Consider the following 18,000-nt stretch of genomic DNA (forward strand, 5'->3'; position numbering starts at 1 on the left):
CTCCCTTGAATGTCTGAAGTGTGACCATGCGCCACCATAGGCCAACCATGTCCGCGACCGGCCCGCGCGTCCTACATTCCGGGCATGTCCGCACATTCCACGCTCTCGCTATGCCCGCAGTGGCTCCATGCCGCCGCCGTCAATCGCCGCGAAGCGCTGCCGTGGGGGTGAGCCGCGCTGCACGGGAGGCCGGATGGATGCCGGCGAGCGCGCCGACGAGGATGGCGGCGCACCATGCCGTCGGCAGGGATGTCCAGTCGAGTGCGATTGGTTGTCCTGTGGATAGCGCGACGCCTATCGCCGTTCCCGCGCCGAGCAGGATGCCGGCGAATCCGCCGAGCGTGGAGAGCAGTGCCGCCTCGGTGACGAATTGCATGCGGATGGCGCCGGGGGTCGCGCCGAGTGCGCGGCGCAGTCCGATTTCGCCGCGGCGTTCCGTCACGGTGACGATCATCATGTTGGCGATGCTCATGCCTCCCACGGCGAGTGCGATTGCGCCAATCGTAAGTCCCAGCGCGGTCAGTGAGCCGTCGGTGGCGTTGCGGGCTTCGGACAGGTCGGCGGCCGCGTTGACGGTTACCCCGGTTCCGGTGAAGTTCGCCGCGTGGGCGAGCATGCGGCGCAGCGTCTCCGCGTCGCCGGGTTTCGTGCGTACGTAGATGGCGCTGATCCGACTGATGGTTGGTGATTGGTCCGGGTAGTGGGCTTTCGCGTATTCCGATCCGATGATCACGGACGAGTCGAGGCTCTGCGCCTGCGGTATCGGGTCGAGGATGCCGATGACGCCGTACCATGCGTCGTCGATGAGGATGCGGTCTCCGGTCGTGGTCACGCCGAGACGGTAGGCGGCTTCGGAGCCGAGGACCGCGACGGGCAGGTCCTCGTTGTCCGCGTCGATGCCGTGGCCTTGTGCGAAGGAGGCGCCGAGCGCGGCGAGCGCGCCTGGTCTCATGACGGACAACGCCAACGCGTTGCCGTTGGATTTGGGTACGAATTCGTTCTTGAAGATCCGCGCGTTCTCCGGCGGGGTGTCGAAGACGCCGACCTGTTCGACCTGTGGTTGTCGGGCGATGGTCTTCGGCGCGTATTGCGGCAGTGGGATCGGCTGTCGTGCGGCGTCCTGTCCCGGCGTGACCACCTGCAGGTTTGCGCCGAGCGCGTCGAGTCGTGCGAGCAGCGCCGTCTGGTTCGATGCGGCGATGCCGGACAGCGCCACGTATGCGGCGACGCCGAGCGCGATGCCCAGTGAGGCGAGCACTGTACGTGACGCCTGTCCGGTGGCGCCGATCCATGCGGTGTGCAGGAGGTCCATGACGCGTGTGCCGATCGGCCGCGTCGGTCGTGTGCCGTCGTTCATGGTCGTTCTCTTTCCGTCGGTCCCGTCGTGGAGTCGTCTTGTGGGGTGTCGTCCCGCACGTTGCCGTCCTGGATGTGAAGGCGGCGTGGGAAGCGGGCCGCGATGCCGGGGTCGTGTGTGACGACCACGAGGCTCGCCCCGTCGTCCGCCGCTTCGAGCAGCAGGTCGATGACCGCGTGTCCTGTCGTGGTGTCGAGTGCGCCGGTCGGTTCGTCGGCGAAGATGATGTCCGGTCGTTTGGCGAGGGCACGGGCGATGGCCACGCGCTGTTGTTCGCCGCCGGAGAGTTGTGATGGACGGTGGTGGAGGCGTTCTCCCAGTCCGACGCGTTCCAGGGCCTCGATCGCCAGTGCCCTGCGCGTTGCGCGGGGCGTGGACGTGTATTGGAGTCCCGTCGTCACGTTCTCCAGCGCGGAGACCGTCGGGATGAGGTGGAACTGCTGGAATACGAAGCCGATTCGCGCGGCCCGCAGCATGCTGCGTCTCCGTTCCCCCATCGCGGCCACGTCGTCGCCGTCGTAGCGCAACGTGCCGCTGGTGGGCATGTCGAGCGTGCCGAGCAGCGACAGGAGCGTTGATTTGCCCGAGCCGGACGGTCCCACGATCGCGATGCGCTCCCCCTGTCCGATGGAGAGGGTCGTCTCGTGCAGGATCTCCAGTGGTTCGCCGTCCCGTCCGGGATGGCTTTTCGTCGCCCGCTCCAAGGTGAGGAGCGGCTGGGGCGTGGTCAATGGCCGTGCGGTTCCTCTGCCCGTCATGACACCACCACCTTGTCTCCGGCTTCGAGTCCGTCGGCCTTCGTCAGCTGGACCCGCGCGTTCGCGACCAGCCCGATTTCGACGGGGATGCGTGTGACCGTGTCTCCGCGCACCACTTCGACCGCGTACGTGCTGCCCGCGGACGCGATGATCGCGGTCACCGGCACGATCAGCGATTCGCCGGAGCCTGCCTGGTCGGAATCGGCCGTGTGGGGGATGACGAGTTGCACCGATGTCGTGCCGAAGCGTGTCACCTGGGTCTGGTCGGGGAAGTCGACGCGTGCGGAGGGCTGGGTGGTCTGCCCGTCCTTGCCTGTGGACACGCCTCCTTGGTCGACCGCGGCGAGCGTGGTGTCGATGGTCGTGTTGTCCGGCATGATGACCTGCACCTTGTCGCCGGCTTTGAAGGTGGCGGCCTGCGTGGAGGTCAGCGTGGCCTCCACGTGCAGGGCCGTACCCGTGTAGCTGCCGGGGCTGGCGTCCCGGTCGCCGAGTTTCGCGGTCACGGTCTTGACGCGGATCGGCGCCGATGGCGCCAGCACCACGGAGGACGGCTCGAACACGCCATTGGCGGCGTCGCCGGTCAGGCCGAGCGAACGCTGCCATTGCCGGATCGCCTCGCGGGTCAGCCAGTCGAAATGGCCGTCGACGGTTCCGGTGAAGAATCCGAGTTCCGCGAGGTTCTGTTCGAGCTGGGTCACGTCCGGGCCGTCCGGCGCATCCACCTGGAGCGTACGCCAGAAGGGCCGCTCGCCGTGGAAGAGCGGTACGGGCGTGCCGTTCATCTCGTACACCTGCTGTCCGGTGGCGATTTCGGCGCCGGGCGTGGGCAACCGGGTGATGACGCCGGAGGCCGGTTGGAAGTCGGACGACGCGTCGTACTGCAGGGTCCCTCCCAGTCGGGTCTCGGCGTCGAGGACGCCCTTGACGACCGGCTGGGTGCGCAGCGTGGTCACATCGACCTTCGCGGCCGACGTCGGGCGTCCGGTGCCGGCCGTATGCCCGACGAATGTCCACGGCCTGACCGCCACGCACGCCACGGCCAGTCCCACGGCGACGGCGAGCGCCGTGACGCCCGTGATGGCGCGGCGGGTTCTTCCGGTCTTCCTCGTTGCGGTTCGTGTCATGTCGGGCTTCTTTCGTTGCGTCTGATGGTCGTCATTGCGTGTCGTCAAGGCCGTGACGGGAGGAATCGTAATCGGGGATTATCTCGCGTTGGACCTCGTCGAGATCGGCACGGTCTCCCGGCAGGCTCATGCCGAAGGGGATGCCGTTGTAACTGGGCCAATTCCCGCTGGTGTAGTAGGTGGTGAGAAATCGTCGGAATTCTTCGGCGGAGACGGTGTCCGGGATATTCACGGAGCCTGTGGTTCCTCCGCCTGCGGGGTCGGGGTCGGGGTACCAGTCGAATCCGTCGGCGCGGGCTTTGCGGGCGAATTCGAGCATGGCGAGTTGTGCGCCGGGGTCGCTGCGTGCCTGTTTGGCGAGTGGGGGTTGTGAGAAGTCGGGGTTGGCTTGTTCGCATGCGGCGTAGTCCTGTTGCCTGTCCGCGTATGGGGTGCCGGCGAGGTCGTCGGATCCGGCGAAGCCGACCCAAGGCGCGTCGTCGATGGTGGCGTGGAGTTCGACGTTGGGGTACAGCGTGTCGATGCCGTCCGAATTGCCGGCGGTGGTGGAGTTGCCGGCCTGGTCGATGCGTCTGAGGACGACGGTGGTGCGCGGTATGTCCTTGGTTTTCATGCCGACTGTGGCGCTGGCGTAGGATTCGACGGTCCTCGCATCGAATCCTTTGTCGGTCAGGCATGCGGCGAATCGTTTGGCGATGGTTTCAAGCCGGGTGTTCTCGGCTTTCGTCTTGTCGTCGATGCCGGCGGTCGTATCATTCGATTGTCCGGCGTCGGTCGTTGCCCCGGCCGAGCAGGCGGCCGTGGCGAGCAGACAGACGACGGTCGCCAGGATGGCGGTGCCGCGTGTGATTCTTCGTCGTGGATTATCCATCGTGTGCTCCTTTGCATCGTCCCGGCATCTTCACCGGAATAGATGGATGGGATGGGCGGATACCTGTCCCCATTGGTTCCATGATAGGGGCATGATTCCGGGATATGTGTTGCGGACAGGCGAGAGTCTTCGTTGGCGGCTGGGGTCATCGTCCTTGTTGGACCGCGTTGGTGTCGTATGGGTAGTCGCCGATCCAGCTGAAGATGACGGGCACTCCGTCGGCGGGGCATTCCTTGAAGAAGCGGCGCACGTCGTTTTCGGGCACGGTGTCGGGGATGACGATGTGCAGGGGTTCGTCGCCGGTCGGGTCGGCGACCCAGGTGAAGCCTTTGGCCCGGGCTTTCCGGGCGAATGCGAGTACCGCGTCCTTGTCCTTCTTGCCGGCGTGGGAATCGTCGATGTCCGTGGAGGCCACGCCTTGGGTGAAGTCGGGGTTGGCTTGTTCGCACGCCGCGTAGTCACCCTGTCTGGCCGCGTATGGCGAGCCGGCCAGGTCGGTGGCGGCGTCGGCGATGATGTACGGGAAATCGTCGCCGGTGACGGCGTTGCTGATGGTGCCCGTCGACGTGATGTTCGGGTACAGGTTCGGGTCGGTGGTCCAATCCCGTGTGATGATGCCGTCGCCGCCGTCGATGATCTTGGGCCGTTTGGGGTTGCCGGCCGCGTCGATCTCCAGCAGGGCGACCTGGTCGTTGCGTTCCCCCACGACGCGCGCGTCGAATCCTTTCGAGACGAGGCATGCGGCGAACCGGCGCGTGATGGTGGGGATCGGATATGTGTCGGTCGTATCGTCGAAGCCGGCTTGCGCCGAAACATCCGTCGCGCCGGCGCCGTCCGCTGCGGGACGTGCGGACGGCGCCGTGCAGGACATGAGCGACAGCGTCATCAGCGTCGCCGCCATGACCGCGGCGAACCGTACGGCCATTCCCGGCACGTCGATGGAAGTTGCGGATATGCGTATCATGATGCGGCCCTCCTTCACCATCCATCGAACACCGTCCGCGGTGGCGTCCGGGTGGTCGGCGCTCTCACTTTCGCCTTACCTTGGTTCGGGGAGGATAATGGCGGGTATGACGTCCGTCCTGGACGGGAAGGAGACGGGGATGCGGATACTGATCGTCGAGGACGACCGTGAGCTGACGGCCGCGTTGGATGATGCGCTGCGATACGAAGGGTACGCGACCGACGTGGCTTCGACCGGTGTGGAGGCGCTGTCGGCGCTCGCCGACACGGATGTCGACATCGTGCTGCTCGACCGGGATCTGCCGGTCCTCTCCGGCGACGCGGTCATGGCGACGATCGCCGCGAACCGTATCCCGGTCGCCGTGATCATGCTCACGGCCGCCGCCGAGATCGGCGACCGGGTCAGCGGGCTCGACCTGGGGGCCGACGACTATCTGACCAAACCGTTCGCCTACCCGGAGCTGCTCGCCCGCATCCGCGCCCTGCAACGTCGGACCGGCAAAGGGCTCGCCGTCCAAGCGGTCCTGACGCGCGGCGACCTGACTCTCGATTCGACGCGACGGCTCGTGTTCCGCGACCACGGGCGCACGCTCGTCAGGCTCACGCCCAAGGAGTACGGCGTGCTCCTGGAGCTCATGCGCGCCGACGGCGGCTACGTGGGCGTGGACGAACTCTATCGGAGCGTCTGGGACGGCGACGGCACGGGAGAGCCCTCCGATGTGGTCAAGACCACCGTATACTCGCTGCGGCGCAAACTCGGCGGCCGCGACCTGATCGTCTCCACCCGCGGCGAAGGATACCGACTCGCATGACCGGCGAAACCGACAAGACGACGTATACCGCCGAGGACAGGACGCTCCCCGTCGCCGGCTCCGGAGGGAAACCCGGTGTCCGGCGTCGCATCGCCGCATGCCTCAGAGGGGTACGCGACAGGATCCGTCCCAGGACGTTCCGCGCGAAGCTCACGCTCGCCATCGGTCTCGTGTTTCTCATCGCCCTCGGCTCGGCCACCATCGTACAGATGTTCGTCATCAACGGCATGTTCTCCTATGCGATGACCATCACCTATGAAAACGGTCAGGACGGGAAGGGGAACGGCTCGAACGGATCGTCGTCGGACAACGACGACTATCTGTCGGCCCAGGGCTGGTCCACGGACCCCGATCCCGACACATGGATCCGATCGCACCGTTCCACGGGAGGGGACGCCCCCGATTTCCTCGGCTCCTCAAGCGACGGGAAGGGCGAGGGAAGCGCCAGCGGACGGATCAACGGCGAACCGTACCGCGTCGACTGGGGCGGCGACGGATCGTTCACCATCCGCACGCCCTACGGGGTCTCCGTATGGAACCAGAACACCATCGCCAACGGGCTGCGCATCAGCGCCGCCATCATCTTCGTCGCCTTCGGCGCGATCAGCATCCTCGTCATCTGGATCGTCACCTCGCGTATGGCGAAACGTCTGCAATCCATCAGCGACCAGGCCGCCGCGCTCGACCCCTCCGATCTCGGCACGCGCATCGACGTGGGACGCGGGGACACAGCGAGACGACGCCGTCGGCGGAACCGCCGACAGGCGATGGGACGGGACGTGCACGACGACGAAGTCACCCGTCTCGGCGATTCCATCAACGGGATGCTCGACCGCATCCAGGCCGCCTCCGAAGCGGAACGTCGGTTCGTGTCGAACGCGTCGCACGAGCTGCGCACGCCCATCGCCGCCGTCGAGACGAACCTCGACGCGCCCCTCGCGCAAGGGCGTTTCCCCGCCGACGTGGAACCTTCCGTACGTCGCGCGCTCGCCGCCAACCGGCGCGGCGCCGAACTGGTCGGCGCGCTGCTGACGCTCTCACGCATCCAAAGCGGCGCGTACGGCAAGCTCGCGCACGACGATACCGCGGATGCCGGCGACGCCACGGACGGATCGACGGACATCGTCGCCTGCGTGAAAGACGCCCTGGCGGACATGGACGAGGAGATCGCCGCACGCGGCATCGCCGTCGCCATCGACACGGGCGGGCATGACGATGTCGCGGCGAAGACGGACCCGACGCTGATGCGGCTCGCCGTCGGCAATCTCATCCGCAACGCCGTCATGCACAACATGGACTCGGGAGGATCCGTCGACGTGACGTTCACCCGTGAGGACGACCGCCTCCGGCTGACGATCGGCAACACCACCGCGGAACGGCTGCCCGACGATCTGACCGAACTCGTCCAGCCGTTCCATCGCGGCGCGAACTCCCGCATCAGCGCCGTCTCCGGCGTGGGACTCGGCCTGTCCATCGCCGACGCCGCATGCGAGGCGATGGACGTGACGCTGCGCCTGTGGAGGGAAGAACGGGAGGGAGCTGACCGTTTCCTCGCTGGAATCGACGGAATCCCCGTGGCGTAGGCCGTATCCGATGGAGGCGGCTCAGGCGAGCGAGGCGCCGAGCTCCCTGATGCCGTCGAGCTGCCTGGCGGCGGCCTCGCGCTTGGCGGGGTCGTCGTCGCCCATCGAGAGGTTGTCGACGTAGACGATCTCGACGTCCTTCACGCCGCAGTACTTCATGAACGTCTGGCGGCGGATCTGGTTGTCCAGAGCCTCGCCGATCCCGTCGGACTCGTACCAGGATTCCGGGCCGCCGGTGAGCATGATGACGCGCACCGTCTTGCCGGCGAGCGCGCCGGGAGTGCCGTCGGCGTTGTAGGCGAAGCCGCGGCAGATGACGCGGTCGAAGAGGCCTTTGATCATGGCGGGCATGGTGTACCAGTAGATGGGGAAGACGAGTGTGATCACGTCGGCTTGGGCGAGTCGGGTCTGGATGGCGGCGACGTCTTCGGGCATGTCGGCTTTGCCGAGGTAGTGGGCGCGGTCGGCGCTGGTGTAGACGGGGTTGAATCCGGCGTCGTACAGGTCGAGGATGCGGGTTTCGCCGCCGTGTGCGTGGAATCCTTCGGCGAAGGCGTTGCCGGCGGCGTTGGTGAGGCTGTGGTGTTCGGGGTTGGCGGTGATGATGAGCGCGGTGCGTGTGGTGGTTGTGTTCATGGTTCCATTGTCTCGCCGTGCCGGACGGGTTGGGGCGGGTGGCGTGGCTGGTGGTTCCGTGGCGTGTGTGGTTGTTTTGTGGGGTGGCGTGGTCGTCGGTTGACTTCGTGCAGGGCTTGCGTGTAGCATGCGGGTGTCAGTATGTAGGTTCCGCGGCTATGGCAGCCGTTCGAAGCGTTGGTCATCGCCGTCGTTATTCCGTTTGTTCCGTCTGCCGGGGTTCCGGCGGCTGTTTGTTCGTTCAGGAGAGTTCCATATGAGATTCATCGCTGTCGATTCGACGTTCGATCATGATTCGCGTGCGGTTGATGTGCCGGAGGGCGTGCGTGTCCGGATCACCCGGTTGACGCCGCATCTTGATTATGATGTGGCCGTCACGGTGCCGGAGGGCATGCTTCCGGCGTTGAGGGAGACCACGCCGGGCGCGTTGATCGTGGGTGGGGCGATGGTGCATCATCGTTCGTTCCGTGAGCTTGATGAGGCGGAGCGTTGGGCCCGGGATTTCACCGATGGTCTGCGCGGCGTGGCCGTGTGACGACGGTGCATGGGCCGGGCGCGCGCTTCGACGGCGTCTCCCCCTGACCGATTAGTTCTTCCGTAGTCCGCGCAGCAGGGCGATCTCCTCGCGGTGCGTGTCGGGTGTGGTCTCCTTGGTTTCGAGGATCATCGGCAGCGTGTTCATGCGCGGGTCGTTGACGAGGCGGGTGAAGAACGGCAGGCCGAGCTTGCCGTCGCCGATGTTGGCGTGCCGGTCCTTGTGGGAGGCGAGGCCGTACATGGAGTCGTTCGCGTGGATGGCTTTGACCTTGTCGAGGCCAATGATGTCGTCGAGTTTCCGGATCACCTCGTCGTAGTCGTCGATGAGGTCGTAGCCGGCGTCGCACACGTGGCAGGTGTCGAACGTGACGCCCACGTTATCGGAATCCGCGAGCCGGTCGATGATGGAGGCGAGTTCCTCGAAGCTGCGTCCGCATTCGGTGCCTTTGCCGGCCATGGTCTCCAGGAGGATCGTGATGCCCGTGCCGGCCGCCTGCTCGCGTACGCGGTCGAGGGCTTCGGCGATCAGCCGGCATCCGGTTTCCGCGCCTTGTCCCACGTGGGAGCCGGGGTGGATGTTGAGGTAGGTCTCCTGGCCGGCTGCGCGGATGGGGGCGAGCAGATGCAGGTCTTCGGCGAGCGCGTCGATGGCGAACGCCCGTTTGGCCGGGTCCTTGCCGGCGAGGTTGTACACGTAGGGCGCGTGGACGACGAGCGGCCCGTAGTGTTCCGCGGCCAGTCGCGCGCCGAACGCGGCCGCCCCGTCCGGGTCGAGGGCTTTCGACCGTCTGCCGTATGGGGAGCGTGGGAAGAACGCGAACGTGGTGCCGCGTTCCGCGTGGGAGCGTTCGATGAGCTTGTCCCATCCGCCCGCGGTGGACAGGTGCGATCCGATGAGCAGTTCCGTCATATCGTCGCCTTTCGTGTGGTGTCGCGTATGGTCTTCCATGCGGTGTTCCGTGGCCGCGTGCCGCGGGGCGGCCGCGTTGCCGTCAGCCGTTGCCGTGATCTATCTCGGTCCAGGTTGTGCCGTCGTCGCCGAGCAGGAGATACCAGGTCATGGTTTGGGATCCGTGGCCGAGCGACGGTTCGGAGCCGTCGCAGGTGAAATCGACGTCGGCCATGAGTATGCGGTCGCGGCCGTAGCGTTTGTACGCCTCGTAGATGCTGGACGAGTAGCTTGGGGATTCGCGTTTGGTCTTGTCCTCCAGGTCCAGGATCCGATCGGTCCGCGTCTCGTCGTAGGCGACCTTGTCCAGCGTGCATCCGCTGAAGCTGGTGAATGCGTTCGCGATCGTCTTGCCGGCGGCGTCGAGCTGTCGCCGTGTGAACCGGTCAGAGGCGGAGTACGTGTATCGCGCGTGCGCGATATCGCCCGGCCTGTCCGACCACCATAGTGCGAACGCGAACAGTCCCACGACGGCCAGGACGATGATGGCGACGATGACGACTCCCCACCGTGCCCCTCGGTCATGCTCCTTCATCGTTCCGCCTCCTTATGGGTCATTCGTGGTTCTCATAGTCTAGGGCTTTCCTCTGATTGGATGGAAGCTGTCGCCATGTTCAGGTGTTCATCGTCTCGTTCTCGTTGGCGCTTTCGACGAGCTCCAGTCATCGGGAGGTCCCGACCTGGTCTCTGTAGTTTGAATCGTGTCTGCGGCTCAGACACGATTCAAACACGATGCCCCTGGGAACAGCGAAATCGACGGCAATCAGCGAATCCGTCGAAGATAACAGAATCGGCTTCATTGCAACGAGAACGCAACTGACGAAACTCACGGAAACCAGCGAAGCGACCGCTCAAACTAGCATGCGGCCGTAGGGCCGGAACCCGATGCGGACCAAGCCCGGGGTTTCCGTCAGCAACGCCTCTCCCATGCGCCCGACCTGCGCCGCATCCACCGGCTCGGCGAGGAACAGCCACAGGTTCCCTCCATCCTGATTCTCACTCGGACGAATTGCGCGCCGTGACCGGCCCGTCGCCGGCGTCGGTCAATGGATTGTCAGGCATATCGGGGAGGGACGTGTCCGATTGATTCGCCGCAGACTGGTCGGGATGTTCGCGTGCGTTCGTTTCCGGATGACCGTACCAGCCGGACCAGTCGGTGACGGCTTCGATGTTGTTGCCGTCCGGGTCGAGGACGAACGCGGAATAGTAGCCGGGATGGTAGGGGCGCGGGCCGGGCGCGCCGTTGTCGCGGCCTCCGGCGGCGAGCGCGCGCGTATAGAACGCGCATACGGCGGCCTTGTCGGGGGCGAGGAACGCGATGTGGGTGATCGGGCACGGCCGCCGCGTCGTGTCGGGTCCGTCGGCGGGCGACAGGTAGAAGTCGGAGTGCGGGGTGCCGTCGTCGACGCCGAATCCGAGCGTGGGCTCGTGGTGGGCTTTGACGATGTAACCGAGCGGGGCGAGCGCCTGCGTGTAGAAGGCGATGCTGCGGTCGATGTCACGTACCTTGAGCGTCAGATGGTCGAGCATGCCTCCACTGTAGCGCGGAGGCTCGTGGCGCGGACGGCGTGGCATGCGCGCAGCCCGCGCTCCCCCGGTTCAGCCGAGCCGGTATGCGGCGGCCGCGGAGCCCATCGCAAGGGACGCGGTCCTCGCGTGCTCCCGGCATTGGCGGTACGCCTGTTGGAGGGCGGCGACGACGGCGAGCGTGCGTTCCGCGTCGGTGTCGCCCGGTTGGACGGTGATGGCGTCCAATGCGCGCTGGCCGAGCGCCTGGAACCGGCTTTGCACGGGTTGCGGCCATTTCGCGTATCCGATTGCCGTGGGGAAGATGTCGGTGACGAGCCGGCGCGCATAGTCGGTTTTCGCCTCGTCGGGCAGTCCGGCGATGGTGGCGAAGACGAGCACCCAGTCACGGTGCAGGGATTCGCAGACTTGTCCGATCGTCGGCAGGTCGGCGGCGGGCTGTGTGCGGAGCTCCTTGGCGGTCCCGTCCGCCGTGGCGATCTCCTGCGAGGCGGCTGGTGCGGACGGTTCGGCCGTCGGGTTCGCGGTCCGCTTGCCGGGGGCGGGTCTGCCGTCCGCGGCGGATTTGAGTTTCAGCGTCTCGCAGGCGCAGGCCGCCTCGTCGCGCATCGTGGGCCATTGGTCTTCGGGGACCGGCTTGTAGGTGAAGTCGAGCGCCTCGCACACCGGTTCGGCGATCTGGAGGAACCGGGTGCGGGTGATGCGCCCTTTGCGGCCGCTCGTCCATCGGATCGAGGTCGCGGCCCAGATGATGCTGGGGCTGTTCGGGCAGGGCGCGACGATGAGCGGCTCCCCGTCGGCCTTGGGCATGGTGGCACGGTCGCGGTCGGTGAACAGGGTGACCAGTCGGATGTCGCGTCGTTTCGCCTTGCGGCGTTTGCGCGTGTCCTTGTCCTGCGTCCTGCTGTGCAGACCCCAGGAGCCGATCTCGAACGCTGCCTTCCGGTCGGGGAAGTACATGTCGAGCTCCTGGCCGTCCAACTGCTCCGTATCCCCCTGGACGATCGTCTCGTCGGGCAGCAGCCACGCGAAATACGAGTGGAACAACGCTTCCTCATAGGAAACCGGCATGCGGGACCAGCCTTTCGGATCTGTGGGACACCATCGGGACTCTGCGAACATGATAGCCGTGGTCACGCCGTGCGTCCCATGCCGGTCTTGTACCAGGCGACGACGATCTGCACGCGGTCGCGCATGCCGAGCTTGGCGAGGATGCGCGTCACCGTGCGTTTGACGGAATCCGCCTGTATGGTGAGCCGTTCGCCGATCTCCGCGTTCGTCAATCCTTCGGCGACGAGTGCGGCGACATCCAGTTCGCGTGGCGTGAGCCGGTCGAACAATCCACGTCCCGCCGATCCCGTCGCGTCGGCGTGGGCGGCGGGCGCGGCCGTCTCTCCGGCCGGAGCGGATGCGGCGCGCGGCACGCCGTGCGCGATCACCTCGCGTGTGATGCGCGGCGTGAGGATCGCGTCGCCCTCGTATACGGCGTGGACGGCGTGCCGCAATTGTTCGGCGGTCACGTCCTTCAACAGGAATCCGGATGCGCCCGCGTTGAGCCCGCTGTACGCGTAGGAGTCCTCGTCGTAGGTGGTGAGGATGAGCACGCGGATCCGCGGATGGCGGGCGCGGATGCGTCGCGTGGCGTCGATGCCGTCCATGACGGGCATGCGCACGTCCATGAGCACCACGTCGGGCAGATCCTCATCATGCATCGCGTGCAACACGTCCAACGCGGCGCGGCCGTCACCGGCCTGCGCGACGACCTTCAACGTCCGGTCGACGCCGATCATCATCGAGAAGCCGAGTCGCATGGCCGTCTGGTCATCCACGAGCATCACCTTGATGGGCTTGTCGTCGCTTATCATCGTTCCCTTTCCTCGCCGTCGGTCATGGCGGACAGTCGCGCCGTGACGGTCCATCCGTCGCCGTCGGCCGAAGGCCCGGCGACGAACGTGCCGCCCGCACGGGCGACGCGCTCGCGCAATACCGTCAGCCCCGTCCCGTCGTGCGACCGCGGCGACACGTCATGTCCGTCGCCGTGCGTCGTTTTTCCGTCGTCACGTACCGTGACGGTCATCGAGCCGTCGGCGTGATGATCCCATGACACGACAATCGAGGTGACCTCCCTGCCGTGCCGCATCGCGTTCGTCACCGCCTCGCGGCTGACCGTGAAGCACAGGTCCGCCTGCACCGCATCGTGCGGACGTATGCCCGTCTCCGTGAGCACGGCGTCGACGCCGGCCGCCCGCACGGTCTCCAACAGCCGTACGGGGTCGCCCCAACCGTGCAGCCCGCGACCGGAATCGTCGGCGACCGCATCACCCGACACGGCTCCCCCGCCCGCGGACCGCACCGGGTTGAGCGATCGGGCGACCTTCCTCGTCTCGTCCAACGCCTGATGGCCGAGCGTCGCGATCATGCCGATCGCCTCATCCATCGTCCCGTCCGTGTTGACGGCCTTCAGCCCTTCGGCGAGCGCGATGATCGCGGTCAGGTCATGGCCGACGCTGTCGTGCAGTTCCGCGGACATGCGCGCCCGCGCCTCCATCGCGTCGCGTTGCGCGGCGGCCTCGACGGCCCGTATCCGTTCCCGTTCGATCATCGCCGCGGCCTCGCGCCGCCGTCTCCGGCCACGCGACCATGCCGCGAGCGCGACGGTCATGGCTTCGAGAAACGCCATCGGCATCAGGAACGTCGTCCACGGCTCCCACGGGAACCGGAACGGCAGCAGCCAGCCCAGGACGAGCGCCGTCGCGTTCGCGGCGACGCCTCCGACCAGATACGGTACGGGGCAGAGGACCACGCACGAGTACAGGGCGAACAGGATGGGCATCGCCGTATAGGTCTGCACGTCGAACGGCGCGGCGCACAGATACGCGACGCACGTCACGCATGCGGCGACGAACGGATGGCGCGGACGGGCCAGCAGCGCGCCGGTCGACGCCATGCACAACACGATCAGCAGGGGCGGTCCCCATGGTTGGCGCAGGAGCAGGCCGGCATGCGGATCGGCTTCCGGGCCGACGAACACGACACGGGTGAGCATCATCACGTCATAGGCGAGGCATAACGCCGGCACCGTCATGCGCGCCACCGGATTCGCCCTCCAGAATACGGCCAGGCGGCCGAACGCTGCGGCGACAGGTCCCGCGGACGCCAACGGCGTGTTCGTCATGATGGTTCCCTTCCGTGCGAAGCCGTCGTTTCCGATTCCACAGGCAAGCGTATCGCGGCCGTGGCCCGCCGGCGCGCCCGTCCTCTTCCGGGGAGAGCGGATCCTATGTCCGTTCATGCGGCGCATGGATTCAGATGGCCCGTTCGGCGAGCCGGCGGAGGATCAGGCCGCCGATCGCGACCCAGATGGCGGCGACGACCGTCGAGACGAGCATCGACCCCGGGGCGGCGATGTCAGTGAGGTCGCGGACGGCGGAGGCGCTGGTGATCAGGGCGAGCGGATACGGCACCGCGATGGCGGGTGCGGCGATGCTCAGCGCGCAGCCGCCGATGGTCAGGACCATCATCACGCTCATCGCTCCGGCGAACGATTCCGCCTTCACGCCCACCGTCTGCGTCAGGGTCATGATCGCCCACACCGACATGGTCAATGGGATCCCGCGCATGAGGAACGGGCCGAGACCCGGCGGGTCGAAGCCCGCGGCGAGATATCCGACGAGGATGAACTCGACCTCGAACACGAGGACGGTGAGGAACGAGACCATGAGACCGTGCAGCATCTTGCCGGCGACGGCCGTGCCCGCGGTGCCGGTGGCGTTGAGGCGCCGCCAGTTGCGTCCCCCGTGCTCGTCGGCTTCGATCTGCGCGGCGAACGCGGATACCAGCATCGGCATGAACACCATGCTCGGCAGAAGGATCGCCTGACCCCAGATCGCCGCCCAGGTCACGTCCTGTTCGGCGAATTCCGCCTGGTAGTCGACGTACTGGCTCCACCCGTTGAACATGCCGATTGCGTCGAACAGGACGGTCGTGATCCAATACCATAGGTTGCCGGCCTTGCGCGTCTCCCATCGGAACGCCGCCCACATGGACGGGTTGTCTCGCCGTGCCGCCGCATGCGTGCGGGGCGCGGCATGGTCCGGATTGGTTGGACCCGTCATCGTATCGGTCGCGTCTGCGCGCATCATCGTCTTGCCTCCTTCACCTTGATCACCATCACCGAGACCAGCGTCCAGCCGACGAACGCCGCGGCCGCGGCGATGACCGACTCCCACGGATGCGCGGCGAGCAGCATGGCCGCGCCGCCGTCCATGCGCACGGACCTGGTGAACGGGCTGGAGGCCGAACTCAGACCGGCCGGTAACAACCAGCCCAATGCGGGCTGGTTCATCGCGTCCAGACCGGAGCCGAGAACGCCGGCGACCACGCCGATTCCCAAGCCGACGGCCTGACGTCCGACCACCATCGAGAGCATCAGCTGGACCGCGCTCGTGGCCATCGCGGACAGGAAGCCGACCGACGCCGGTATCCACAGCAGTGCGATGAACGAACCGGTCACCGTGAAACCGAGATCCTTCGCGGCCAACGGCACCCACAGCAACGGGATCAGAAAGCACAGACCGACGGCGCTCCCGGCGACGATGAGCTTGCCGACGAACCGCGCCGCGTCGGGCTGGCCGAACGACAGCCATTTCACATCCATGCGCTCCGTGGTCTCGAGCACGGCGATGCGGCTGGTCAGAAGAGCGGACAGGATCGGGGCCAACAGGCTCACGATCCGGTAGATCTCGCCGTCGGCCAATATGACCGACCGCAAAGCGGGATCCGGATTGCCGGCGCGTTTCATGAACACCATGCCCGACCACGCCGATACCAGCAGCATCATGCCCAGCCACATCCATGAGAACGATGAGCCACACAGCTTCAGCAATTCCAGACGGGTCAGCGTGAACGGGTCGTCTCCTTTCGCCCGGGAACGCCGCATGGGGCGTGGCGATGTGGCGATCGGCGCGGTCGTGATATTCATCGTGCGCCTCCGTCGATCAGTTCGAGGAACGCCTGTTCCAACGTCTTGCGTTCCGACGCGACCCGATACACGTCTACGCCTTGTCCGACCAATCGACCGACCAGGCCGGCGATCCGTTCATCGGGCAGCTCGGCTATACGCAGTACGCCCCGGCCTGCGGCCCCGGCATCGTCCGGGTCGGGCACCCACCGGCAGGCGACGCCGTCCGCGGCGAGCATCGTCGCAGCGAGCTGCGGGTCGGAGACGCGCAGGTCGATGCGCCCCTCCTCACGCAGCGCGTCGAGCGACCCCTGATAGAGCAGTCGGCCCGAGGCGATGACGCCCACGACCGGTGCCATCTTCTCGATCTCAGAAAGGATGTGCGAGCTGACGATCACCGTGATGCCCTGTTCACGACTCAACGCCATGATCATCTCGCGGACTTCCACCACGGCCTGGGCGTCCAATCCGTTCGTCGGCTCGTCCAACAGGAGCAGTTCGGGCCGCGAGATCAACGCCATGGCGATGCCTAGCCGCTGCTTCATGCCCAGCGAGTACTCCTTCGCCTTCCTGCCCTCGTGGCCCGACAGGCCCACCTGTCTCAGAACCGCGGGAGCGGCCGAACGCGGCAGGTTCAGATAGTCGGCCACCATACGGCAGTTGTCGAGACCGCTCAACCCCGGGTAGAAGCTCGGTCCTTCGATCAGCGAACCCACGCGTCCCGGCTGCGACCGGTGCCGCCCATCGACCTTCTCACCCAACATCCACATGTCGCCGCCCGTGGGCGAGGTCAGCCCCAGCAGGAGCTTCATCGTCGTGGACTTGCCCGCCCCGTTCGGGCCCAGCAGACCGTACACGCCGTGCGCGGGCACATTCAGGTCCAACCCGTCCACCGCGCGGAAACCGCCGTATCGTTTCACCAGACCGCGCGTCAGCACCGCCGCGTCCGTCGGATTCGACGGTTGCGCAATGGTTCGCGCAACACCCATCATCATCTCCTTCCCTTGCCGTCCAGCCACCGGGATCGGCGGCCTCGGAGACCAGAAAACCATCGGGACGATGCGCCGAGGCGCCGTATCGGACGATTGTCACCCCGCGAAGCCCGTTGTTGTCACCCGAGGGTGACAACAACGCTACAATCGGAGCGTTCACCATGACCGGAGAAAGGAAACATCATGGAACGGGCGATCATGACCTCCGAGGCGTTCCTGCGTCGGCCGTCCGACGAGGCGACGGAGGACGACCTGCCGGTGGCGGCCGACCTCATGGACACGTTGGCCGCGCACGCGGACTCGTGCGTCGGCATGGCCGCGAACATGATCGGCGTCGCCAAACGGATCATCGTGTTCCACGACGAGGAGACCGGACGGAACATGACGATGTTCAACCCGGTCATCGTCGAGAAATCCGGCCTCTACGAGACCGAAGAGGGATGCCTGTCCCTCAAGGGCGTGCGGCCGGCGGTCCGCTACGAGCGCATCACCGTCACGTACCGTACGCGACGCTGGCGCGAGGCGACCGCGACGGTCGACGGGTTCACCGCCGAGATCATCCAGCATGAGATCGACCACTGCGACGGCATCCTCATCTGACGGCATGAGGAAACTTCATCGACACTGCCGACGAGATCGCCGCACTCGACAAGGCGTCCGAGCCGTTCGCGAAGTGACGCCGCCCGTGGAATCCCCTGTCCCGTGACGGGACGGGAACGACGGCGGACACCGTAAAGGCGGGTCGTCCTCCCGGCATCGCATGACGAATGCGGCCGGAAAGCGACCCGCCTTCCTCATTCCAGGCAGCGAAGAGGATAAGCCGAGTAAAGAGGCCGACGCACCGGGTGGGACGCGACGAAGCGCCCCACCGAGCGTCCACGCGCTTGAAACAGCATGGTTCTTCTCCACTTCGCAGATTCATATGAAA

At 66.3% G+C, this 18,000-nt stretch carries 18 protein-coding genes and 1 pseudogene; 4 read left to right on the forward strand and 15 right to left on the reverse strand.

The window, feature by feature from the left end:
* Window positions 1-139 precede the first annotated feature (139 nt).
* The 5 genes from Uis4E_RS10145 to Uis4E_RS10165 form a co-directional block, all read right to left on the reverse strand.
* Window positions 140-1,357 carry an ABC transporter permease gene (locus tag Uis4E_RS10145; RefSeq protein WP_101623027.1) on the reverse strand — a complete coding sequence of 406 codons (1,218 nt, stop codon included), beginning with the start codon at window positions 1,355-1,357 and terminating at the stop codon, window positions 140-142.
* Window positions 1,354-2,115 carry an ABC transporter ATP-binding protein gene (locus Uis4E_RS10150; protein WP_207764579.1) on the reverse strand — a complete coding sequence of 254 codons (762 nt, stop codon included), beginning with the start codon at window positions 2,113-2,115 and terminating at the stop codon, window positions 1,354-1,356. The genes Uis4E_RS10145 and Uis4E_RS10150 overlap by 4 nt, the downstream gene beginning before the upstream one ends.
* Window positions 2,112-3,242: a peptidoglycan-binding protein gene (locus Uis4E_RS12270; RefSeq protein WP_101623028.1), complete on the reverse strand. Its 1,131-nt coding sequence runs from the start codon at window positions 3,240-3,242 to the stop codon at window positions 2,112-2,114. Before Uis4E_RS12270 ends, Uis4E_RS10150 begins: the two co-directional genes overlap by 4 nt.
* 31 nt (window positions 3,243-3,273) lie before the next feature.
* Window positions 3,274-4,113: a hypothetical protein gene (locus Uis4E_RS10160; RefSeq protein ID WP_101623029.1), complete on the reverse strand. Its 840-nt coding sequence runs from the start codon at window positions 4,111-4,113 to the stop codon at window positions 3,274-3,276.
* A 145-nt stretch (window positions 4,114-4,258) separates the two neighbouring features.
* Window positions 4,259-5,077 carry a hypothetical protein gene (locus Uis4E_RS10165; RefSeq protein ID WP_133125452.1) on the reverse strand — a complete coding sequence of 273 codons (819 nt, stop codon included), beginning with the start codon at window positions 5,075-5,077 and terminating at the stop codon, window positions 4,259-4,261.
* Between the two features lie 139 nt (window positions 5,078-5,216).
* Here Uis4E_RS10165 and Uis4E_RS10170 point away from each other — a divergent pair, with 139 nt between their 5' ends.
* Both Uis4E_RS10170 and Uis4E_RS10175 read left to right on the forward strand, forming a co-directional pair.
* Complete coding sequence (locus Uis4E_RS10170) at window positions 5,217-5,888, forward strand: response regulator transcription factor (protein WP_101623031.1); 672 nt, start codon at window positions 5,217-5,219, stop codon at window positions 5,886-5,888.
* Window positions 5,885-7,471: a sensor histidine kinase gene (locus Uis4E_RS10175; RefSeq protein ID WP_101623032.1), complete on the forward strand. Its 1,587-nt coding sequence runs from the start codon at window positions 5,885-5,887 to the stop codon at window positions 7,469-7,471. The genes Uis4E_RS10170 and Uis4E_RS10175 overlap by 4 nt, the downstream gene beginning before the upstream one ends.
* 21 nt (window positions 7,472-7,492) lie before the next feature.
* Here Uis4E_RS10175 and Uis4E_RS10180 read toward each other — a convergent pair whose 3' ends face one another.
* Entirely contained in the window at window positions 7,493-8,107 is a 615-nt protein-coding gene (locus Uis4E_RS10180) for an NAD(P)H-dependent oxidoreductase (RefSeq protein ID WP_101623033.1), read from the reverse strand.
* A gap of 127 nt (window positions 8,108-8,234) precedes the next feature.
* Between Uis4E_RS10180 and Uis4E_RS10185 the strand changes: the two genes are divergently transcribed.
* A complete protein-coding gene (locus Uis4E_RS10185) occupies window positions 8,235-8,642 on the forward strand; it encodes a hypothetical protein (RefSeq protein ID WP_165784956.1) in 408 nt (135 codons plus the stop codon).
* Window positions 8,643-8,693: 51 nt separating this feature from the next.
* Here the strand turns inward: Uis4E_RS10185 and Uis4E_RS10190 are convergent, their stop codons facing one another.
* From Uis4E_RS10190 to Uis4E_RS10230, 9 genes and pseudogenes are all read right to left on the reverse strand, one after another.
* Window positions 8,694-9,554, reverse strand: coding sequence for a deoxyribonuclease IV (locus Uis4E_RS10190; RefSeq protein ID WP_101623035.1), 861 nt, complete (start codon window positions 9,552-9,554; stop codon window positions 8,694-8,696).
* Window positions 9,555-9,636: 82 nt separating this feature from the next.
* Window positions 9,637-10,128 carry a hypothetical protein gene (locus Uis4E_RS10195; protein WP_101623036.1) on the reverse strand — a complete coding sequence of 164 codons (492 nt, stop codon included), beginning with the start codon at window positions 10,126-10,128 and terminating at the stop codon, window positions 9,637-9,639.
* Between the two features lie 611 nt (window positions 10,129-10,739).
* A pseudogene (locus Uis4E_RS10200) lies at window positions 10,740-11,123 on the reverse strand (VOC family protein); the annotation flags it as partial.
* 69 nt (window positions 11,124-11,192) lie between these two features.
* Window positions 11,193-12,191, reverse strand: coding sequence for a hypothetical protein (locus Uis4E_RS10205; protein WP_101623038.1), 999 nt, complete (start codon window positions 12,189-12,191; stop codon window positions 11,193-11,195).
* Window positions 12,192-12,253: 62 nt separating this feature from the next.
* Window positions 12,254-12,985, reverse strand: coding sequence for a response regulator transcription factor (locus Uis4E_RS10210; RefSeq protein WP_243394532.1), 732 nt, complete (start codon window positions 12,983-12,985; stop codon window positions 12,254-12,256).
* Entirely contained in the window at window positions 12,982-14,295 is a 1,314-nt protein-coding gene (locus Uis4E_RS10215; RefSeq protein WP_165784957.1) for a sensor histidine kinase, read from the reverse strand. The genes Uis4E_RS10210 and Uis4E_RS10215 overlap by 4 nt, the downstream gene beginning before the upstream one ends.
* Window positions 14,296-14,425: 130 nt before the next feature.
* On the reverse strand, window positions 14,426-15,262 hold the full coding sequence (locus Uis4E_RS10220) for an ABC-2 family transporter permease (RefSeq protein ID WP_101623040.1): 837 nt from the start codon (window positions 15,260-15,262) through the stop codon (window positions 14,426-14,428).
* Window positions 15,259-16,101 carry an ABC-2 family transporter permease gene (locus Uis4E_RS10225; protein ID WP_101623041.1) on the reverse strand — a complete coding sequence of 281 codons (843 nt, stop codon included), beginning with the start codon at window positions 16,099-16,101 and terminating at the stop codon, window positions 15,259-15,261. Before Uis4E_RS10225 ends, Uis4E_RS10220 begins: the two co-directional genes overlap by 4 nt.
* Window positions 16,098-17,069, reverse strand: a complete 972-nt coding sequence (locus tag Uis4E_RS10230; RefSeq protein ID WP_101623142.1) for an ABC transporter ATP-binding protein — start codon at window positions 17,067-17,069, stop codon at window positions 16,098-16,100. Before Uis4E_RS10230 ends, Uis4E_RS10225 begins: the two co-directional genes overlap by 4 nt.
* A 186-nt stretch (window positions 17,070-17,255) precedes the next feature.
* On the opposite strand from Uis4E_RS10230, the gene Uis4E_RS10235 reads away from it, so the two are divergent.
* Window positions 17,256-17,672, forward strand: coding sequence for a peptide deformylase (locus Uis4E_RS10235; protein WP_101623042.1), 417 nt, complete (start codon window positions 17,256-17,258; stop codon window positions 17,670-17,672).
* The last annotated feature ends 328 nt before the right edge of the window (window positions 17,673-18,000 follow it).

This window comes from Bifidobacterium parmae (assembly GCF_002860365.1).
Lineage (GTDB): Bacteria > Actinomycetota > Actinomycetes > Actinomycetales > Bifidobacteriaceae > Bifidobacterium > Bifidobacterium parmae.